The sequence below is a fragment of the Bacteroidales bacterium genome (assembly GCA_013314715.1).
Lineage (GTDB): Bacteria > Bacteroidota > Bacteroidia > Bacteroidales > GWA2-32-17 > Ch61.
Genome location: JABUFC010000017.1, coordinates 1 through 22541 on the forward strand (window position 1 = coordinate 1; position 22541 = coordinate 22541).

Genomic DNA, 22541 nt, shown 5'->3' on the forward strand with positions numbered 1-22541 from the left:
GTAATTATTTTTTAATTTTTAAATTAAGGTCACATGGAATACGCCATTCGAATAAAGAGCAAGGCTTATTTGTGAGTGATAATTTCATTTTCGGTTGCTGTGAATTTATTCTCATGGCTATTTCATATTTATGATATTTAGTAAAAGCAAAAGTAAATATTTTTTCAACATAAACTAATGGTAAATTATTTTCTAAAACCGATTGAATTTTCTTGAGCTAAATTATACAGGTCGGCAACTTGTGGTATATCATCGGGTACAATGGTTGTAATAAGTTCGTATGAGCGTTGATTGCCAGGTATTTCAGCTACTCTAAGGTGTTGTTTTTTTATCATTAAATCGGTGATTTTTCTCATTTCACGGGCATTACCAAAACTGTTTTTTTCTCGTGGAATTTGCCTTATAAATGCTTCGAGTTTTTCTTGAGCAGGAGTGCTCATGGTCAAATTTTCCTCTTGCAACATGTTGATAGCTATTTGCATCAGTTCTTCGTTAGAATAATCTTCAAATAAAAGTGTTTTGTCGAAACGGCTTCGTAGTCCTGGGTTGGCATTGATAAAATCAATCATGGGTTTTGGGTAGCCAGCTACAATAACAGAGAGTTCATTGCGATGGTCTTCCATTTCCTTGAGTAAAACTTCTATAGCTTCTTTGCCAAAATCGTTACCGTCTTTATTAAATGCAAGCGAATAGGCTTCGTCAATGAACAAAATTCCTCCTAATGCCGATAAGATAACTTTTTCTGCTTTAATAGCCGTTTGTCCAACGTATCCGGCTACCATTTCGCTACGGTCAACTTCGACAACATGACCTTTTTCGAGTAAGCCTAATGCTCTGAAAATATCGCCTAAGATACGTGCTACAGTTGTTTTGCCTGTTCCTGGATTACCAGTAAATATGTAATGAAGCGAAAAAGCCTTATGGATGGGTTTGCCTATTTCATGATAATATCGAACCAGCTTTACCATTTCATTAATTTCTTTTTTTACTAAGGATAAGCCTATTAAATGGTTCAATTTTTCTAAACTTATTTGTAAAAGGCTTTCGTCGATCTTGAGATGAACTTCTTGCTTATGTTGATTGGGATATATTTCCAATACATCAATTTCTTTAATGGTTGATAGTGCTTCATTAGGTAACGATTCGGGTTGTGGATGAGACATTATGCGCCGTGCCATATTGATTTTAGCTTCGTTGAGTAAACCAACAGCAAAACGAGCATTTCCAAAAGATCTATCACGATTGCGATATTGATTGGTAATGATTTTTTCAAATTCAACTAACGCTTCGTTTGTAATGGTTAAATTAAGAGTTTGGGCTTTAGTTTGCAAAATTTGCATAAGTTCGTTAGGCGTATAATCGGGAAAACGGAAATAATAGCTAAAACGACTTTTTAAACCAGGGTTAGAGTTAAGAAAATTTTCCATTTCGACAGGGTATCCGGCAACCATGATAGCAATATCGCCTTTGCCATCAGACATTTCTTTGAGTAATACTTCGATAACCTCTTTGCCAAAATCTTTACTGTCGTCGTCGCGAAAGAGGCTGTATGCTTCGTCGATGAATAAAATACCTCCACGAGCTTTGTCAATGGCTTCTTTAACCTTGGGTGCTGTTTGCCCTATATATTCGGCTACAAGCTCTGAGCGACCTACTTCTATTACATGCCCTTTGCTTAGCATTCCGAGCGAATGATAGATTTCGCCCAAAAGCTTTACTACGGTTGTTTTGCCTGTTCCGGGATTCCCAGTGAAGACACAATGCAAATTTAATTTTTCATTTTCGTTAAATCCTTTTTCTTTTCTTAGGTTAATGTACTTAATGTATAGAATATGTTCCTGAATTTGTGCTTTTATATCGTTTAAGCCTATTAGTGAATTGAGTTCAACGAGTATCTCGTCAACAGTTTTTTTAGCTTTTTGTTGTGGAAGATTGATGTTTTTTTGTTCTGTGTTTGTATAATTAGGAGTTAGAAATGGATTCCCAATCCAAAATATGGCATCCCCTTCTTCTTCATGGTCAGAAATATCAATTTGTGCTCGGGCAATAATTTGTCCCATAAATAAAATATCGACAAAATATAAAGGCTGGGGGAATGAATTATTCGGTTCGTTTTTGCCCCATCCGGTATAAAAATGGAATGTTTTATCAATATCAATGTTAATATATTCAATAATGGATGCTTCTCCTTTTATAAAACCATTTATGTCTAAAAATCGAAAAACGACTTCTGCATAGTATGGAGTTTTCGATTTATTTTTAATGATAACATCGGCATATATGTAACGTATTTTGTTTTTGTCAAAAACTTTCAATGGGGTTATTTTTTCTATGTCCGGAACGGTATTACCTTCGTTGAATAACTTAACGTCAATAACTTCGAAAAAAGGATTTTCAGTTGGAGTAACGGTACCTACATCCTCAATATAAAAATCGCAGGTGCCTAATTTTTTATTATCCCAATATACTTCCCAGTAATAATTACCTAATGTCCAATATTTACCTTGATCTTTAGTGCCCCAACCCTCGCGAATATAAGCGATGTGTTCATCTTTGGTTATGGTATATTCTTCTTCAAAATTACAAAGCTCTTTGTCTTCTTTTGAGTTGGTTTTAAATAAGCAGCGGAATCGTAATTTTATTTTTTGGTCTTTTTGGTTGTAATATTTATTGAGAAGACCAACTTCGCAACTTATATATGTTGTTTCGCTGCGGTCGAAAACTTTTCTGTATTTTTTTTCGTTGTTAAACCATTCGCTGTCGCCATATACTTTCATTGAAACAAACTCAATGTTAGTACTTTCTTCTTTTGATGAACTCCCAAAAAACATAGATTATTATTTTTAGTACAAAAGTAAAGTTTTAATCTTAAAGCCCAAAAAATAAAAGTTTATTAATAACTTTGTTTGCTTATTTTTAACAAGGTCTTACTATATTTGTATTCATGGGTATTTAAAAAAATACTAAAGTTAGAGTTATAATAAGTTATGCGACTTTAATATTTCTGCCAATATAAATATTGAAGTTTCTTTATGTAAAATTTGATTATCATTACCGCACTTGGGCGAATATATACAAGCAGGGCAACCATTTTCACATTGACAATTATTTATTAATTCATAAGTCATTTGTAATAATTCTTCAGCAAATTCAAAAGCTTTTTTTGTTAGACCAATACCTCCCTCAATTCCTTCATAAATGAAAATTGTTGATTTTTCAGTTTGGGGATTTAAAGGATATGAGATACCTCCTAAGTCCCAACGGTCGCACATAATTTTTAAAGGCATAATTCCAATCATTGCATGCTCTATACCATGAATACCACCATCTAAAGAAAAATTTTTTTGATTATTTATTTTATCTTTTATTTCATTAGAAAGAGAAAACCAAAATGCCTGAGTTTTAAATACTCTTGGCTCATAGTTTAATTTTTCCATACCTATTACATTTTCATATTTTTTTATTTTGTAACCCAAGATGTGTTCTTTTACTTTAACATTACCAAATGAAATTTTTGTATCATGGTAATTTCTATTTTTAATTACATTAATAATTTCAAGATTAACATGAATAATTGGCTCAGTGTAATAGTCAACGTCCTTTTTAATTAATTCGATCATTGAATTTTCTTCATCAAGATTTTCTACAATATATGTTTCTCCTTTATGAAAATAAACAGCTCCTTTAAATGCTTTCTTGTATACTTCTTCATCAGATAACGTTTCTATTAAATTATCATCATAAATTAATTTATAAATTTTCCTTGGCATACTATCAATCCTAACAAAATCGGATGCTTTTGCTATAGTTACATAACCTGATTTTGTTTTTCTAACAATACCTTCATTTATAAAGTTCTTCAAAATTTCCTCGTTGTTTTCTCCAAAATATTTTATTTCATTATTGGGAATAAAAGGCAATTCAGAAATTGCACATAGTAATTGACCTGCTTTAATAATTTCATTCTCAGTATCAATAATAATATTTTCTGGACTTTTATCAAATAATACATTTGGATGTTTAAATATATATTGGTCCAATGAATTTTCAAATGCAATTAAAATAACAACAGAACTTTTATTTCTTCTACCAGCCCTACCAGCTTGTTGCATTGTTGAAATAATTGTTCCTGGATAGCCTGATATAAGAACACAGTCTAAAGAACCAATATCAATACCTAATTCTAAAGCATTAGTTGAAGCAATTCCTTTTAAAAAACCTTTTTTGAAGTTATTTTCAATATCTCTTCTTTCTTTGGGTAAATATCCAGCCCTGTAAACTGAAATTTTATCTTTTAAAATTGGCTGTTCTTCTTTCACCCAATGTATTATTAATTCGGCCATTTGCCGTGAAATTGTAAAACAAAGTGTTTGACATTGATGCGAAATGAAGTATTTAAAAAGTTCTTTTGTTTCACTATGTGTGCTTTTTTCTCCTGAACCAATTCCACCAAAAAACGGATTGTATAGAATAAAGTATTTTTCTCCTTTTGGCGATCCATCATTATCAATAATACTAATATTCTCTCCAATTAATTTTTCTCCAAATTCTTTGGGATTTGCAATAGTAGCGGTTGATAAAATGAACTGTGGATTTGCTCCATAAAAATTACAAATTCTTTTTATACGTCTAATAAGATATGCAATATTAGAACCAAATACACCACGATAATGATGTATTTCATCTAAAACAATAAAATTTAGATTCTGAAAAAAATGTTTCCAAAGTGTGTGAAATTGTAAGTTAAGATGAAGTTCGTAGGGATTTGTCAAAATTATTTTTGAATTGATTCTTATATCTTTTCTTAAATATTGAGATGTATCACCATCATATATATTTGCTTTAGTGTCAATATTCAAATATGTTTCTATTTCACGTATAGCCTTTAACTGGTCATTAGCAAGGGCTTTTGTCGGATAAATGTAAAGAGCAGAAATATTCTTTTTATTTATAAATTTTTCAAAAATAGGTAAATTAAAACAAAGTGTTTTTCCAGAAGCAGTTGTAGTAGTGATTAAAATATTTTCTCCTTTCCTGATTTTTTCAATAGAATCAACTTGATGTGAATAAAGTTTTATTTCTTTTTCTATAAGGTATTGCTCTAGTTTAAAAGGAAGTTTTTCTTTTAATTCTTTATGATTTGCTTCTCGTGAAATGTATTTATGAATATATTCTATCCTTTTCGAATAATATTTATCATTTTTCAATGATTGTATAATGTTTGAAATATTTACCCCCATATTTCGTTAATTTTACCAAAAATATTTACTGTAGAAATAATATCTTGCTTATTATGCTCAATAATTGGTATAAGAGAACCAATGTTTTTAGTTTCTAAGTATGCATTGTAGTATTCAGGAACTAGAAAGCTTGGAATATGGTCTTTCCTTTTAACATTAAAAATTATATTTTCAAGACTAATTAATTTGAAATCTGTTAATTTATCTTGAAATGCTTTTTTTGAAAAGTGATAAATATCAAAATGAGGATGGTTAAAATATCCTTCAATGCTATAATAACTCATTCTATTTTTAATTTCTGGTATGTCAAACGATTTACCATTAAATGAACATATTACTTTTTTCTTTTTTAACTTCTCGTTTAAATAAGCAAGAACTGAGGCCTCTTCATCCATGTCGCGAGCAAGTATTTGTTCAATAATTAACTTCTGTTTATCAAAATATGCTATTCCGATAAGAAATAATGGGTATCCATGTAAACCTAAAGTTTCGATGTCAATGAAAATAAAATCTGTTTCGGAATAAAAAGAAGAAACTAAAAACACTAATTGATGAGATTTTGGAAATCTTCTTTCTAACCATTTGAATAATTCCAAGCCATTTTTTTTATTCAATAAATCTTTGAATTTTTTTGTAATTGTACCATATCTGTGGTGCTTTAAAAGATCATTTAATGACTTATATCCTTCGTTAATAAGTTTTTTCTCATAGTATTCCCCGATACCATCTATTATTTTTAATTCTGTGAGGTATTTTTGTCTTACTTTCTCAGGACTCGTAACATTCATTCTTAATTCTTCTTCGTTAATAATTGAGTAACAATTACCAAATGAATTTTTAATAATTTTTCCTTTAAAATATTTTTCTAGTTTTTTACCTTTAAATTCTTTTTGGTATTTTTTCAATAATTCAGAATCATAACCATATAAGTCAAATTCGCATTTAAATTCATCTGATTTTATTGATTCAAGTTTTTCAGATTCATTTTGTTCTTTTAATTTTTCGATAAGTTTCGAAATAAAAGACTCATCATTTTTTTTTTTTGACATCATTTCCTCATTATTTTTTTTAGTACTAATATTTTTAATGTTTTATATGCCAAAATGCTTATTATGGATTTTTAGTTAAATTCTATAAAGATAATTAGGTGCATCAAAGCCTAAGTAATAATACAAAAATAATATGAATTTTTATCATTAAATTTTTTATTTTTCTGTTTTCTTTTTTTCTTTCCATTTTTTGTGTTTTTAACTACAGACTCTTACTTTTTCCTTTTGTAGGTGATGATAGTTGGTGATAATACTAATAACTAAGGCAAAGCTTATAATAAGTTATGCGACTTTAATATTTCTGCCAATTGATTATCCTTTTTTGCAAGTTCACGTAAGGCATTTAAAATTTTATTAGCTGTTTTTTCTTCTTGCAAGTCGTCTAAAATCTTTTTAATTTCATTAACCTTAGTCTCAAAAGGGCGTATCATAGTGCGTCTGTCCCATAAGGCAAAAGAAATGGTAGAAATTGTTATAGCCGTGAACAACGCAATTAACCAGCCGAAATGAGTGTTCATATCTGAACGTGATTCTTCAAAGCGTTTGTCAATGCTTTCAAAACGTTTGTCAATGCTTTCAAAACGTTTATCATGTTGTTCAAGAATGGTTTCTATGCGGATAAGCCGTTCTCTATCGCTTTGAGTAAAGCCCGTTGGAGTTTCATTTAAATTATTTAAAGGTTTAGCAGATGAGTTAATAGGTAAAAGTTGAAAGTTAAAAGTAAAAAGTGCTAATAAAAACACTTTGATTATAGAGTTAAATTTTTTATTCATAAAATATGAATTTTGACCTAAGTATTTATTGCAAATATAATATAATTTTTTAAAAACACCCAATTTTTTTCAAGTTTCTTTAACATTCCAAAGCATTACTCTTATTTTATCAATCTTCGTAGCATATTTAATGCAGAAATAGAAGCACGCTCAATGTTTCGTAAACGATCGCTGGTAAAGATGAATTTTTGTGAAAGAATTTCATTATTGGACGCAACAGCAATCCACGTAGTTCCTATAGGTTTTTCGGCACTTCCACCATCGGGACCGGCAATGCCCGAAACTGCAATGGCATAATCGGTATTGAAATTTTTTAAAATTTCTTTAGCCATTGTTTCTACAACTGCTTGGCTCACGGCTCCATATTGGCTGATGGTTTCGGTTGGTACTTTTAAAATGTTAATTTTAATATCGTTTGAATAAGCAATAATGGACCCTTTAAAATAAGCTGAGCTTCCGGGTATAGATGTTAAGAGATGAGCTATATATCCACCGGTGCAGCTTTCGGCAGTGGCAATCGTTGCTTGCTTTTCAATTAACAATTCTCCAATAAGCTTGGCAAATGGCATATCGCCGATGTAGGCTAAAAAATCATTTAGTTTTTCTTGCACGAAGCAAATAAAATCTTCTATTACGATGTTTTGTTCGGCTGTCAATACCGGTGTAAATAATTTTAGTTTAATAATACCGGGTTGGGGGAGGTAGGCAATTTGAATGTTGTGTTCTCGGAGTTTTTTATCCCATTTTTCAATTTTTTCGGCAAGCAAAGATTCTGAAATATCAGTAAACATTAGCGTTTGGGTGAAGGGTGGAATTAATTTATGTTGGTGAATCAAATAGGGCAAAACTTCTTCGTCTATAAGATGTTTCATTTCAAATGGGACACCTGGTAAGGCTATAAAAGTGAAATGTTCTTTTGTTAATACAAGTCCTGGTGCGGTTCCAATTTTATTGGTGAGTATAGTGGCTCCGTAAGGAATTTCTGCTTGTGAACGATTTTTATATGATATGTTGATATTTAGTTTTGCAAAAAGTTGCTGAACATGTTGCCAAATAAGCTCATCGAAAACCAATGATACATTGAAGTATTGACAAATAGCTTTTTTGGTAATATCGTCGGTGGTTGGTCCTAAACCACCCGTACATATAGCAAGATCTGCTATTGAATAAGCATTAGAAATGGCATTTACAATGGCTTGTTCGTTGTCGGCTATTACAATGGTTTCGATGACGCTTATGCCTATTTCCGAAAGTTTTTGAGCAATATAGGCGGCATTGGTATTAATGGTATGGCCGTTAAGAAGTTCATTGCCTATGTTAATGATAATGGCATTCATGATTGTAGTAGTTTTATCCGGTCTAATAATGGAGGATGCGAATAACTTAGTTTAACAATAATAGGATGGGGTGTAAGATGGCTGTAATTTTGTGCTGAGAGTTTTTTAAGAGCTGAAATAAGGGCTTGCGATTGTCCATGCTTTTTAGCAAAAAGGTCAGCTTGTTTTTCGTTTGAGCGTGAATAATAATTGAAGAATATAGAAATCATAGACGAAATGGGACTAAATAAAATTCCAAAGGCTACAATTCCAATATGAAACGAAGGTGTTTCTGCTCCAAGAGCTTGACTAAAAAGGGAAATGTTGATAAAAAGAGATAGCGTAAAAAGCATCAACCCTGTTTGAATAAAACCCATCAACATCGATTTAACGATATGCCTTTTTTTATAATGTCCTATTTCGTGAGCTAAAACAGCTACAATTTCTTCTTTGCTCATTTGCTCAATTAGTGTATCGTACAAAACGATGCGTTTATTTTTTCCAAAGCCTGTAAAATAAGCATTTGCTTTTTTAGAACGTTTCGAAGCGTCGAGTATGTAAACTTCTTTAAGTGGAAAATTAACTTTTTTACAAAAATCAAAAATGGCTTCTTTAAGCTCACCATCGGGCAAGGGAGTTTGTTTATTGAATAGAGGTACTATTATTTTAGAATAGAAAAAAGTGATAAAAAGCGAAAATAAAATGATGATAATCCAAGCATAGAGCCAAAACATGTCGCCTGTATTTTGATAAAAACTAAAAATAGCCCATAAAAGTGGAACTCCAAGTATAGTACTAATTAATAAAGATTTAAGTAAGTCGAGCCAAAAGGTTTTACGTGTAGAAGTATTAAAGCCATATTTTTGCTCAATTACAAAAGTCTCATAATATGAAAATGGTAAACCTAAAATCAAATAAGCCATTCCAAACGAAGCAAAAAAGAAAAGTGTTATTAAAAATTCGTTGTCGATGTATAACCGTAAGAACGCATCGTACCATCCCAATCCTTTAATAGCAATAACTGTAAAGGAAATGATAAAGAACAATACATTTTGTTTCCAGCTAAAATGAAAGTGTTCGAGATGATATTTTTTTTGTTTTTCGAGTGTTTCGGTGTCATAAACATCTTTTAATTCATCAGGGATAGGGAAGGAATAACTTTTAAACTCGAGTCTATCCATCCATAATTCGAATACAAACGATGCTAATAAAAGCAATAAAATAATTGTATATACAAGCATTTCCATATCGTTATAAGCTACCAAAATATCGTCTTAAAAACCATTCAATTCCAATGAGTAGAGTAATGACAATTAAAATCCATTTAAAGTCGATGAGTGTAGTGAAGTTTTCTTCAGATTGAGAGATGGGTATTATATTCGGATTATTTTTAATAATATTAGTAAATTGTTGCAACGAATCAATTGAAATAAGTTGCCCTCCAGTTCGTATGGCTAATTGTTGCATTAAAGATAGGTCTGCAATTGTATTAATGGTTTCAATATTTTCTGCATGAACTATAAAAATACCGCTTTGTTTAAATTTTTCGTTTGCGACTTCGGTAAATGCTGTCCATCGGTATTCGCCAGCAGGAAATTGACCGGCATTAAGTGCATAATAAGGATTATTTTTATCGAAAATAAAATTGTAAGTCTTATTCTGTGCTGAAGTTATGCTGATATTTATTTCGGCATTATTAATGGCTTCGTAGCTTTTATTATATAACTCAGCTTCAAAAGTAATCGGGTCAAATTCATTAAATATTTGTTGATTTCGAACTATAAATCGCTCTTTTTTCTGATTAGCAAGTAAATACAATGCTATTTTATTTATAAATTCATAGAATATTGTATTTTGTTGTTTTTTTGCAAACTCCGCCAAACGCCAACGGTATAAGCCCTCACCAAACAAGATTCCTATTTTTTGATTTTCTTGCCATATATCGAATGCAAGGAGTGGTTTTGATGTAACAATTTGTTTGATTTTTTGATATAAAACAATATCGGCATTGGGGTTAAGCTTATAATCTCCATAATTTACCAATAAGGGCGGGTATGATTCTATTGTTTCAATTGACTCATCAGAAAGGTTGAAAAAATTTTCTGCTTTATTTATACTTAAATATGCATCCTCGGTTTGATTTGATTTTGCAATTAAAATAGGTTTTGGAAAATATTCATTAAATTGCTGTAAATGGTTTTGTGTACCTATAACAAATAGGGTAGGTGTTTTTTTTGTAATTATATTTTTAAGTAATAATGAAGCACTGTTTTGTTTGGCTGGTAATTGATATAATATAATAGCGTGTGCATTTATTATTGAATCAGATGCTTGCTCAGGAGATAGGAGACTCACCTTGAACGATGGATTTGTTTCGAGGGCTGATTTAATAGCGCCAATGTCGGGATGTGGAGCATTTGTTGCTATAATTATGTTTCTTTTATCTGAACTTACTTGAATAATGGCAGTTGAAATATTATTTCGTATCGAATATTCTTTTTCTACATGGTCTATTTTTAGAGAATATTTATAAATACCTTCTTTTTCATTGCCAATAATAAAGTTAAATGTTTGATAATATTGATTTTTATTAACATATATGGGTTGTGATTGTATGATTTCTTTATCTTTTAATAAATGGATTTTTGTTTTTGTACCTATTAGCTTGTTGGCTTTAACAGTAACCTGAATTCGAATATTGTTGCCTGTAAAAACTTTTGAGTTGTAATTTAATTTATCTATCCATATATCTTTTTTTATAGATGTGTCGCCGAGGCAAATTGAATAAATGGGTGTTAAACCAATAGATGTTAAATATAACGGGTTTTGTCCGTGATTATATATACCATCGCTAAATAATAAAACAGCTCCAAGGTTTTCAAATTCATATTGATCTTGAATATATTCAAATAAATTAGAAAAATTAGTTATTTTATCGCTAAAATTTAAAGTATCTATGGGTCTTACTTTATTTCCAAAACCAATTATTTTAAAATCGTAGTCAGGGTTAGATTTTATGTGTTTAATAAACTGAAGTATTTTATTTTTTTGACTTGTATAAAATGGATTTAATTTTATAGATTCTGATTGGTCAATAGCAACAACTATAATAGGTTTTTTAATTTGTGTTTTATACCATTTAAATATGGGTGAGAGTAGTAATATAAATAAAAGAAAAATGGTAGAAAATCGTAATATTTGAGCCAAAATTTTTGTTTTATCATGCATTTCGTTAAGACTTGCATCATTTTTATAAAAGTACCAAGTTAATGCTATTGCAATGGGGATTGCAATGAGTAAAAACCACAACGATGTGTCAGATACTATTTGAAATGCAAGCATAGTTTTATATATATTGGCTCAAAGGTAGTAATTTCTTGTTATTAAAAGTTTATTCTCCTATGTCGTAGTCGTTACGATTTTTTATTTTGGGTTGTTCTTGTATTTTATTGCTAGATTTTGATTTTATTAATTGATTGTTTTTAAATATGGCTTCGAAAATTATTTTACCATTGGGTTCGTAATAGATAGTTCGACCATTTTTAAGTCCATCTTTATATTCAACAATGCTTTCGATGGGTCCCATGGGGTAATATGTTTTCCACGTTCCATCGGGGCGATTTTCTTTGTAATATTCTTCTCTGAGTAGAGCACCACGTTGGTCATAATAAAGCCATTTGCCAATTTTATTGCCTTTATTATAGTTTCCTTGTATATTAATTTTGCCGTTTTCGTAGTAAGTTTCAAAAGTACCATGATATTGATGATTAAGTCTGTTTTCAATACGTTGCAAATTACCATTTTCCCAATAATAAATGCTTTTGCCTTCGGGTACACTATCTTTGTAATGTATTTCATATTTTTTATTGCCATTTTCCCAATAGCCTTTCCATAAATCTTGCATTACACCATTTACAAAATTCCCTTCTAATTTTTTGTTGCCGTTTTCGTACCAGCTAACCCAATATCCCTCTTCTTTTCCTTCATTAAATTCTCCTTCGTGTTCTTTGTTTCCGTTTTCGTAATAAACTGTTATTTTTCCGTGTTTTAAGCCTTCTTTAAAGTTTACTATTTTCCATATACTATCGTTGCTATACCAATAAGTCCAAGTTCCGTCCATTTTGCCATTTTTGTAAAAGCCTTCATTCCCTTTATGGCCGTCAGTACGCCAATAGGTCCATTTGCCATTTTGTACATCATTTTCAAAGTAACCTTCAATATCTTTTTTCCCATTTTCAAGAAACCATATAGCAGTTCCATGTTTTTTATTATTGTTAAAATTTATTTGCGATTCTATTTGACCGTTTTGATAGTATTTAGTATGAAGGCCTTGACGCAAATCTTTATTAAAAATACCTTCCATTTTCTTTTGTCCGTTATCGTAATAAAATACCCATAAACCTTCTTTTAAGCTGTCTTTAAGTGTGCCTTCCATTTCTTTTTGGCCGTTTGGGTAGTACGAAATGTTATTGCCACTGATATAATTAAGTTCTGATTTAAGTTTGCCATCAGGATACCAGCTTTTCCAAGTCCCTACATGTTTTCCATTGTCGAAAAAGCCTATAGTCATAGTTTTTCCATTTTCATAAAATGCTTCCCATTTCCCATTTTCTAGTCCATTTTTAAATTCTCCTTTTTCTTTTATTTTGCCAGATGGATAGAATTCTTCGTAAGTTCCGTTGCCATTCAATATAGTTTGTTTTCCATCGCTTGTCCAGTATTGGTTTAATAGGCATTTGCCGTTTTTACATGTTAATTCTTTTTTCTTTTGTCCATTGCTATAATAATAAGTCCATAAACTATCTTTTTCGTTAAGTTTAAAAAAACCATTGATTTTTAGTTGTCCATTTTCGTACCATTCTTGATAATTACCACGTTGAAGTCCGTATTTAAATTCTCCCTCGTTTTGTTTTTGACCGTTTGGATAATAATAAATAACTTTACCGTGAACAATGCCGTTAATAAAATCAATTTCTTGTTTGATATTACCATTTGAGTCGTAAAATTTCCAACGACCATATTCGGCTCCATTTTTTATGATGCCTTCACTTGATTTTTTACCGTTTTTGTGATAGGTAACAACAGTGTCTTGTGCACTAATAACTAATGAAATGCTGATAAAAAATATAATCAAACTTAATCTCATAATTTTTTTTTGTAAAGTTAGCGAATAAAAAAAGGTTTGATAAATTTAGTCTATAAGATTTATTAACAAATTTGTTTACAATTATTATAAAAAGAAGTTTAACGTATCAAATTAATCATTATTTTTGAAGTGAATTAAATGATAACGATTATGAAACGATTTTTATTCTTATTATTTATGTTTATTGTTTTTTGTGGAATAGGACAAAATATTCCCAACGCTGATTTTGAAAATTGGACAGGAGGCAATCCCAATGGTTGGCAAACACCTAATGCTTTTACTCAACAGTATGGTGTTGTTACTGTTACTCAGGAAACGGTTAACCCTCATAGTGGAACTTATTCAGTTAAATTAGAAACAAAATCAATTTTTGGCTATGCTGTAACTGGTTTAATAACAAATGGACAGATATCGGTAAATTTAAGCAATCCAAATCCCATAACCATTTTAGGTGGTACTCCTTTTACTGAACGCCCCAATCATTTTAAAGGATATTTTCATTATACACCGGCATCGGGTGATTATTGTACGATAGTAGCTTTGTTGTTAAAGAAAAATGTGCAAACAAATCAGTTTGATACGGTTGGGGTTGCTCAATATATTAATAATACATCTGTTACTGGTTGGACGATGTTCGATGCTCCATTTGCTTATGCAATGGGCGATACTCCAGATACTATGCAAATAGTTGCGGTGTCGTCAAATCCCAATGCCGCTATTGTCGGTAGTACCTTATGGGTTGACCATTTATATTTCGAAGGTGGTACGTTGGGGAATAATATTTTAAAGTTAAATGAACAGATACAGGTTTTTCCAAACCCTGTAAACGATTTGTTAAATATTTATTTTGGTAAACCAACGACAGGTCAAACAAGTATAACCATTTTTAATGCAACTGGACAACGAGTTAAACAAAGCATTATACCAGCAGGTACACAAATTTCGTCATTGAATATTTATGATTTGCCTAAAGGTATTTATATTATACAGATTCAAAATAATAGCGACAGATTTGTTCAGAAAATTAGTGTGAAATAAAAAGTTTTCATTATAAACTTTTTATTTTTTCTATAAAATAGCTAAAGGTCATCTTTCGATGACCTTTTTTAGTGCCCAGGACAAGATTCGAACTTGCACACCCTTGCAGGCGCCAGCCCCTCAAGCTGGTGTGTCTACCAATTCCACCACCTGGGCATTGAGGTTGCAAAAATACAAAAAAAATAAATTCAACCAACTTATTGTTGAAAAAATATTAATACAGTAAATGTTTCTTATCATTTTTTATCCAACCAGCGTCGTATTTACTATCGGTAAAATAGATAATTAAATCGGCGTCGTATTTTGAATCAACAAAAAAGATTTTCTTTTTAGCATCGTATTTTGAGTCAGTAAAGTACCACAAGCCTTTGTTGTCTTCGGCATCGTATTTCGATTGGCATTTATAAACAACCAAATCGGCATCGTATTTTGAGCTTGCTACATACACTTTGATATCAGCATCGTATTTTGAGTCGGTGCTGAAAATGGTTTGTGAAAAAACTACCATTTTAGCAAAAACAAATAAAGAAGTAATAATTATTTTTCTCATTCTTAATTATTTTAAATTATTATTATGTAAAATGTTGAGCTAAATTAGTTTTCAATGACAAATTATATTTAATACATTAAATGTTGTTTTTCTTTTTTTATCCAGCCGGCATCGCTTTTGTAATCTGAAAAATATACTACAATATCAGCATCACTTTTGTAATCGACAAAAAAGATTTTCTTTTTAGCATCGCTTTTATATTGTGCAAAGTACCAAAGTCCTTGATTACCTGTAGCATCGCTTTTGTATTGACATTTATACACAACAAGATCAGCATCGCTTTTATACTTAGTTACATAAACTTTTACATCCGCATCGCTTTTGTATTGACAGCTATAAACAACTTGTGAGAAAATACTTGATGTAAAAAACATCATTAATAAAAATAAAAATACTTTCATCATATCAATATATTTTTTGTGGTTAAAGACGTAACAAATATAATACCATTTAATTAAAAAACAAAAAAAGGTTGTTGCAATAAACAACAACCTTTTTGGCGATAATTTATGTAGAATGGAGATTAGTAATTGGTATTTTGAGGATCAAAGTTTGCCCAACCTGCTGTCCAATCTGAATTTCCAAAAGCACCCTTAAAGTTTACAATTTCAAAGAATGGATTTTGTAATACTGAATGATTAAAGTTAGCTCCTGTTAATAGAGGTGAATTTGCTTGTGGAAGAACTGATGGGTTGGTTAAATTCCATGCATTTGCATTTAATAAAATATTGTCGAATGTTGCAATTTGGTTGTTGTATCCTTGTGTGTTGAACCATGTTTGAATATCGAAGCTACTTCCGCTTGCTACAGCTAAATTCGAAGTACAACCAACGATATAATTGTCTCTAAAAATTAAATCGCCATTTTGAGCATTGTTTTCGGCATAAGTACCGTCAATTAATAGACCAACAGGATAACCACAAATAACAGAGTTAAGTATTTTAATTTTTGTATTTCTACGTAAATGTGCACCGCGTTTGTATTGTTGGTTGTAAGTCGAATTATTGGGATTCATAGGACCAAGAATAGTAACATTTGAGAAAATGCCGCTTGTAAATGGTTCTGCAGTTGTGCCTTGTGCATCGTTATCGCTTTCGAATCCATTTGATCCTGATTGGTCAGCGATATTAGGATCGCGTAAAGCGAAGCAAAACTGTGCCATACCACTCCAACCGTTGTCGGTATCAAATTCATCGTCCCATCCTCTGAATGAAATAAGATGTTTAACATTTACAGTTCCACCAAAGAATTCGTATGAGTCGTCGCCGTTAAACGATACTTGTACATAATCTATTTCTGTTTGGTCGCCAACACCTGCTAGTGTTAAGCCATTTATTTCCTGATTAGGTTGGAATGCAATACCAGCAAATTCTATACGAACATATTTTAGTTTGCCGGAATTATCATGAGGATCGGTACCTCCGTAATAAGCATCTGGTCCGCCTTCAATTAAACCTTCGCCACCAGGAAGGTTTACGGGAGCTTTACCACATATTATAATTCCTCCCCAGTCGCCATAATCGCGTTGTCCAGCTGGTTTGTTTGATGTAAATACTATAGGTTTTTGAGCTGTACCTACTGCATTAATTTGTCCACCTCTTTTAATAATTAAAGAACCTTTAGTGTCTTTGTCGCCTTTAATTATGGTTCCGGGTTCAATGGTTAATGTAACACCAGATTCTACATAAACAAAACCTTTTAATAAATATTTATGATTTGCTTTTAAGGTTTGACTGGTAGTAATACTTCCTTGTAAAATAATAGTCGATGTATCGCAATCGGTACAATATTGACATGAACCATCATCTTTTTCGGCATCGGGGTCGTAATTTAACGCTGTTTTGTCTGTACAACCTTCTTTCTTTTTACACGATGTAAATGTACCTGAAATAAGTACAAAACTTGCTAAAATTAGTAATAATGTTACTTTTTGTTTCATAAATAAAAGTTTTTAAATTTATCTTTTCAAAGAAATTTATATACTATTAAGTAAATATAAAGCTAATGTTATTTTATTGTTAACCCTTAATTTGTTTAAGTTTCAAAATGTTTAAATTTATGTTTATTAACATAAATTTTTAAAGCTTTAAATGGATTAGTTTAATTGAAAATTAATAATAAAAGCTGTCATTTAATTATGACAGCTTTATCTTGAGACATTTTCTTATTAATTAGAGATAATTAAATATTGTTTAAAAATTTAATGATAGACCTACATTAACATTTCTATCAGTTTTGTATTTAGCAATGGTTTCGTCGTTTATGTTGATTTTACCATCTTCGTTAGAATCTTGCATAAAATGTGAGGCAGCATTTAATAAATTGTTAATATTTAATGTAACTTTAAAGTTACGTGAAAATTTATAACTTATGGTTAAATCTAAGTTATTTTTTGGAAGTTCGTAGATATTAGCAGTACCGTAAGTACCAACCACATATATGCGTTTTCCTATGATGTTGTAAACTAAATTTGCTTGTAATCCAGTATATGAATTTTGATAATAAAAACCTGCATTGATAATATAAGGTGATTGTCCCATTAATGGGCGTTGCGAATGTTGTCCTTTTGCTTCTTCACCTAAATTAACGATGCTATATATGTACGCTGCATTTACAAGAATACCGGTTTTCTCAAAAAATTTATTTTTGGGCAGCAATGTTGCAAGTGATTTTCTTATTTCAGTTTCAATACCATAATTAGAGGCCGATGGTGCATTTCTATAAGTAAAATTTCTTGTTCCACCGCTTCCTGAGCCTGGTATATAGTACATTTCAATAGCATTACTAAATTTTTTATAGAACAAACCAATATTAATAATTTCGGTAGGTTCAGGGTAATATTCCCAGCGTAAATCAAGATTATGTATATTGGCATCTTTTAATGATTCGTTACCAATTAAAACATTGTTTAAACTAAAATCATAATACGAAAATGGAGCTAGCTCTCTAAATTCTGGACGGTTAATCGATTTAAAATATGCCAAACGTAAAATATTTTTATCATTGAAAGCATATGTTGTATTTAAAGATGGTAAAATTGAAAATATTGGATTTTCAACAACAACGGCTTTATTGCTATAATTTCTACTATATAAAGATTGTATATTGTATTCATTCCTAATACCAGCAATAACCTGAATTTTTTTTATGAGCTTAAATGATATAGACGCATAGGCAAACAATTGATTGTTTTCTGCAGTATATTGATCGCTTGGATTTGTTCCTTCGGTAAGTAAAAATCCGTTGCTGTTCATATTTTGTTCGGTAAAAAGTTGGTCAATGCTTTCGTTTAAAAGGCTGTTATCGAAACTTGAACTATTGGCTTTTTTGTATGACATCCATCGAGCTTTGAAAGTTCTTTTTCTTGATTCCATTCCAACTCCACCTTTTATTTTAAATAATTCAGTTTGTTCATTATTTACAAAAGTTTGTTTATAATTGATATTACCTCCAAAAGTGTTTTCGTTGAGTTTAGCAAAAAATCTGCCTGCATCTAAAGTCGATGCAGAAGGAGCAATGATAACCTGATAATTTTGATTAGAATCATCACCAATACTTTTGGTTGTTCTTATTCTTCTATAATCAGGCTGATTATTTAATGTATATGAATAAAATGTATTCCAAGTTAAACTACTTAAATCGTTATTAAAGTTATGTTCTCCTTGTAATTGTGTATTGTATAATGTTCGTTCTTGATAATTGAAAGAATAATTTCTAACTAAAGAACCTTCTTCGAAATTAATACCTTCTCTATATACGGTTTGATTGCTATTACTTTGACTTAAAAGATTTTTAAATTCTACAATATTTTTTGAAGAAATATTAAAGACAAAATTTTGAAGTCCAATTAAATTGTTTTTTTCTTGATAAATGTGGTCGGTATAGTGATAAATGGTATCGCTGTGTTGTGTTTGCATATCATACGAGTTGTAGTTATACATATCAGCAATATACGATTGTTTGCTAGTAGAGTATCCTATTGATGTAAATGAAACGCCCGAAGTATTAAATAAATGTAGTTTTCTGCCAAGTGTAAAATTAAAACTTTGGTCAGGTAAAGCATTTTTTGATTTTAACGCCCAATTATTAGATAATTTTTTTGAAGCTTCAAAAACTTCATTATTACTTAATGTATTTAGGTTGGCTGGAAAATGATCGGGTAAGTTTCTATAACCATTATTAAATCCTAAAAATTCAGTTTTTCCGTGTTGATCGGTTTTAAATGTATTAAAAGTTGTATATTGGTTATATTTGGTTCCATAGGTTATATTTGTAAAATTGCTATCAACATATTTTTTTGTAAATACTTGAATAGCTCCACCACTAAAATCGCCAGGTAGCTCAGCCGATCCGGTTTTATATACCATGATTCTTTCAACAATGCTCGATGGAAGCATATCGAAAGCAAAGGCTTTTTTATCATTTTCAAAACTGGGTGCTGTACCTTCGTTTAGTAAGGTGGTATTATAACGATCGGATAATCCTCTAATTGTTACAAAGCGATTGTCGGTAATGGTAATGCCGGGAATACGCTTAACGACTTCGGCTGTATTTTTATCTTGATTTTTTGTAATTTGTTCGTTAGAAACTCCATTTACAACTTGTTCACTTTTTTTTATGTCTTGAATAACGGATGCTTCGGTGTGTACTACACGTTGAGCTAAAACACTAACTTCGTTTAAGTTAAGCGAACTTTCGTTTAGGTATAATTCTAAGTTAGGGGTATTGGTGCTAATATTAAATTTTTTTAGCGTATCGGGTTCGTAACCAACATAACTTACAACAATATCGTAAATACCTTTGGGCACATTGGTTATTTTAAATTGTCCATCTAGGTCGGTCGAAGCTCCCCACGATGTTCCAATAATAAAAACCGATGCACCTGGAAGTGTTTCTTTGGTTTTTTTGTCAAAAACTTTACCGCTTAAAATTGCATGTTGTTGAGCATTTAATCCAATGCAACTCAATAAAAATACAATGCTAAAAAATCTTCTCATACTACATAAAATTATCTATACAAATGAAGATTTTTTATGCAAAGTTATGGTTAAGTCAACTTTAAGAAATTGTTAAGACTTTCTATTCGTCTTCGTTTGGCTCAGGTTTCTGTGCTTTAGATTTTTGCCAAAAATGATTGTTAGGGTATAAAATGTCTATGATGGCTCTTTGATTAATGGGATGATCTGTTTTTTTATTTTTTAAAGCCACTATGGTAATAGTGTCGTGAGGGATATGCATAATTACCGACTGGTATCCTTGCCACCAACCCGAATGGAAATATATGGGCATGGTGTCGTTTAAAAAATACATTTTCCATCCAAAGCCATAAAAAACATTGCTTAAGCGAGTTCTAGTTTGTTTTGAAAAAGCACTGTCGATGAAATTTTTAGGTAAAATATAACCTTTGTATAATGAAGTGTCCCATTTATGTAAATCGTCGATAGTAGTAAAAATTCCTTTATCGCCTTTTACACCGTTTAAATAACAGAATTTAGCTTCTTGATAAGGAGATAGGTAACCGGTTGCTACTGAAATATTATCAGGTATTTTATTTTCATATACATCGTTGTAGAAAAAACTGTGTTTCATGTCTAAAGGTTCAAATATATTTTTTTTAACATATTCATCGAAAGTTAGCCCCGATATTTTTTCTATTATTGCAGCTAAAATTACATAGCCGGTATTGCTGTATTGGTATTGTTTATTGGGACGAGCATAACATTTTTCGTTAAGTTGAGTCATGTATTCTACAACTTGTTGATTGTTTATAAGCTCATTTTTGTTTAGAGGGGAATTTTCGAGTTGATATATATAATTTGGCAAACCAGAACGATGGGTGAGGAGCATACGTATAGTAATTCCGGCATAAGGAAAACTTGGATAAATAGTTCTAATGTCAGTATTGAGCGAAAGTTTTCCTTGAGCTATTAATTGCAAAATAGCAACAGCAGTAAATTGTTTCGAAACAGAACCAATTTGAAAAGCAGTTTGAGTAGTTATAGGATTTTTTAATTTACGATTGGCATACCCAAAAGCATCTTTATATATTATTTGTCCTTTGTAGCTTACTAATACAGCTCCAGCAAAATTTCCCCAAATGAATTGTTTTTTAAAAAAATCAGCTAATTTTTTTCTAATATAAAATGTTTGTTTTGAAATAAAGAATTTTTCAATTGGAGGACTTGGCTTTTTAATGATTGCAATTTGGGCTTGGTTTGTTTTTCGAACGGATGAAGATTGAGCAGCATAAAATACAATAAACACGATAATTATAATTAATAACGATACTACAACCTTACGCATGTTGACTTTTTAAGTGATTTTTTTCGCAAAATGGCAAATAAAATTGTAAAAAACAAGTATTTTTTTTAAAAGTTCAATAATTCTACAAAATAAGTTTTTACAGCTTTTTAATTAAAAAATATAATTAAATATAAATCAAAATATTATGATAGATTTGAGAATGCTTATATAATTAGGATTTAGGGGATTAAATGTACTTCAATCGTTTTATTACTATCAATATATTTTCCCCAGAGTTCTTTTTCCATGAGTTTTAATATACTCCAGTTGGTAGTGTTATTATTAGCATTATTATTAAAAATTACGCCTGTTTTATTTGAATTAAATGCCCAAGAACCGTTTTCGCTATAGTTAATTATTCCAAAGGCTTTATAGGTAAGCGTATATGTATAATCTTTTTTTATAGTAAGTACATAATTTTGAAAAACATTGTTAAAATCGTTGGTTTTATCTATTCCGTTTTCAAAATATTGTTTTACGCGCCAGGTGTTCGATAAGCGTTCTGTTTTAGATATAAAGCTAATGGTTGGTCCTTCGGGGTATTTTTTGCAGCTAATAATAAATAAGGTAAAAATAATTATGCTAAAACGTAAAATAAATATTTTCATTATTATTCATTTTTAGGTTTATCAATGCTTTTTTCCGATTTATTTTCTTGGTTTAGAGGAGTATTATTTTGAGTTGACTTGTTTTTATTTTTTTTATCTTTTTTGGGAGGTATATTATCAATAATTATTTCTGCTCCAGGAACGGGTTCGCTTTTTACATTAAATACTCCTTTTTGGGGTGAAGGGGCGTCTAAGGGTTGTTCTATTTCTTTTTTCGAATCAGATTCTTCTTCTGGTATGATGTTGTCTTTGTTGTTTCCTTCCATAAGTGTATCATTTGATGGGCTTTCTAAAATCTTATCAATTTCTTTTTTTGATTTTGCGTGTTCGTCTTTGTTAATTTCAGTGTTTTGACTATATATTGTCATAGTGAATAGGAAAAAAGCAAAAAGGCTTATTAAAGTTTTCATTTTGTTAATTTTTTGATTACTAGTGCAAATATACAAAATCTTTTGAAATTAAAAATGTTAGGAGCCTTTAAAGATTTTTATTTACAAACACTCTTCTTTGTTTATTTA

16 protein-coding genes and 1 tRNA gene are annotated in these 22541 nt (G+C 30.6%); 1 reads left to right on the forward strand and 16 read right to left on the reverse strand.

What is annotated here, in order from left to right:
* Positions 1-185 precede the first annotated feature (185 nt).
* The 8 genes from HPY79_05430 to HPY79_05465 form a co-directional block, all read right to left on the reverse strand.
* On the reverse strand, positions 186-2831 hold the full coding sequence (locus HPY79_05430) for an AAA family ATPase (GenBank protein NSW45236.1): 2646 nt from the start codon (positions 2829-2831) through the stop codon (positions 186-188).
* Between the two features lie 144 nt (positions 2832-2975).
* Positions 2976-5240 carry a DEAD/DEAH box helicase gene (locus tag HPY79_05435; GenBank protein NSW45237.1) on the reverse strand — a complete coding sequence of 755 codons (2265 nt, stop codon included), beginning with the start codon at positions 5238-5240 and terminating at the stop codon, positions 2976-2978.
* On the reverse strand, positions 5231-6292 hold the full coding sequence (locus HPY79_05440; GenBank protein ID NSW45238.1) for a ribonuclease H-like domain-containing protein: 1062 nt from the start codon (positions 6290-6292) through the stop codon (positions 5231-5233). Before HPY79_05440 ends, HPY79_05435 begins: the two co-directional genes overlap by 10 nt.
* Positions 6293-6561: 269 nt before the next feature.
* On the reverse strand, positions 6562-7062 hold the full coding sequence (locus tag HPY79_05445; GenBank protein NSW45239.1) for a hypothetical protein: 501 nt from the start codon (positions 7060-7062) through the stop codon (positions 6562-6564).
* A 101-nt stretch (positions 7063-7163) separates the two neighbouring features.
* Positions 7164-8399, reverse strand: a complete 1236-nt coding sequence (locus HPY79_05450; protein ID NSW45240.1) for a CinA family nicotinamide mononucleotide deamidase-related protein — start codon at positions 8397-8399, stop codon at positions 7164-7166.
* Entirely contained in the window at positions 8396-9625 is a 1230-nt protein-coding gene (locus HPY79_05455) for a M48 family metallopeptidase (GenBank protein NSW45241.1), read from the reverse strand. Before HPY79_05455 ends, HPY79_05450 begins: the two co-directional genes overlap by 4 nt.
* Positions 9626-9629: 4 nt before the next feature.
* Entirely contained in the window at positions 9630-11720 is a 2091-nt protein-coding gene (locus HPY79_05460; protein NSW45242.1) for a VWA domain-containing protein, read from the reverse strand.
* 49 nt (positions 11721-11769) lie between these two features.
* Positions 11770-13524 carry a hypothetical protein gene (locus tag HPY79_05465; GenBank protein NSW45243.1) on the reverse strand — a complete coding sequence of 585 codons (1755 nt, stop codon included), beginning with the start codon at positions 13522-13524 and terminating at the stop codon, positions 11770-11772.
* Between the two features lie 150 nt (positions 13525-13674).
* On the opposite strand from HPY79_05465, the gene HPY79_05470 reads away from it, so the two are divergent.
* A complete protein-coding gene (locus tag HPY79_05470; GenBank protein ID NSW45244.1) occupies positions 13675-14562 on the forward strand; it encodes a PCMD domain-containing protein in 888 nt (295 codons plus the stop codon).
* Between the two features lie 72 nt (positions 14563-14634).
* Here the strand turns inward: HPY79_05470 and HPY79_05475 are convergent.
* The 8 genes from HPY79_05475 to HPY79_05510 form a co-directional block, all read right to left on the reverse strand.
* Positions 14635-14718: transfer RNA gene (locus HPY79_05475), tRNA-Leu, on the reverse strand.
* 58 nt (positions 14719-14776) lie between these two features.
* Entirely contained in the window at positions 14777-15112 is a 336-nt protein-coding gene (locus HPY79_05480; protein NSW45245.1) for a hypothetical protein, read from the reverse strand.
* A 68-nt stretch (positions 15113-15180) separates the two neighbouring features.
* Positions 15181-15513: a hypothetical protein gene (locus tag HPY79_05485; protein NSW45246.1), complete on the reverse strand. Its 333-nt coding sequence runs from the start codon at positions 15511-15513 to the stop codon at positions 15181-15183.
* A gap of 122 nt (positions 15514-15635) precedes the next feature.
* Positions 15636-17051: a T9SS C-terminal target domain-containing protein gene (locus HPY79_05490; protein NSW45247.1), complete on the reverse strand. Its 1416-nt coding sequence runs from the start codon at positions 17049-17051 to the stop codon at positions 15636-15638.
* Positions 17052-17304: 253 nt separating this feature from the next.
* Positions 17305-20109 (reverse strand): TonB-dependent receptor, encoded by a 2805-nt coding sequence (locus HPY79_05495; protein ID NSW45248.1) that lies wholly within the window; start codon positions 20107-20109, stop codon positions 17305-17307.
* 82 nt (positions 20110-20191) lie between these two features.
* Positions 20192-21415: a beta-lactamase family protein gene (locus HPY79_05500; GenBank protein ID NSW45249.1), complete on the reverse strand. Its 1224-nt coding sequence runs from the start codon at positions 21413-21415 to the stop codon at positions 20192-20194.
* 179 nt (positions 21416-21594) lie between these two features.
* Positions 21595-22023 (reverse strand): hypothetical protein, encoded by a 429-nt coding sequence (locus HPY79_05505; protein NSW45250.1) that lies wholly within the window; start codon positions 22021-22023, stop codon positions 21595-21597.
* Between the two features lie 2 nt (positions 22024-22025).
* Positions 22026-22433: a hypothetical protein gene (locus HPY79_05510; GenBank protein NSW45251.1), complete on the reverse strand. Its 408-nt coding sequence runs from the start codon at positions 22431-22433 to the stop codon at positions 22026-22028.
* Positions 22434-22541 lie beyond the last annotated feature (108 nt).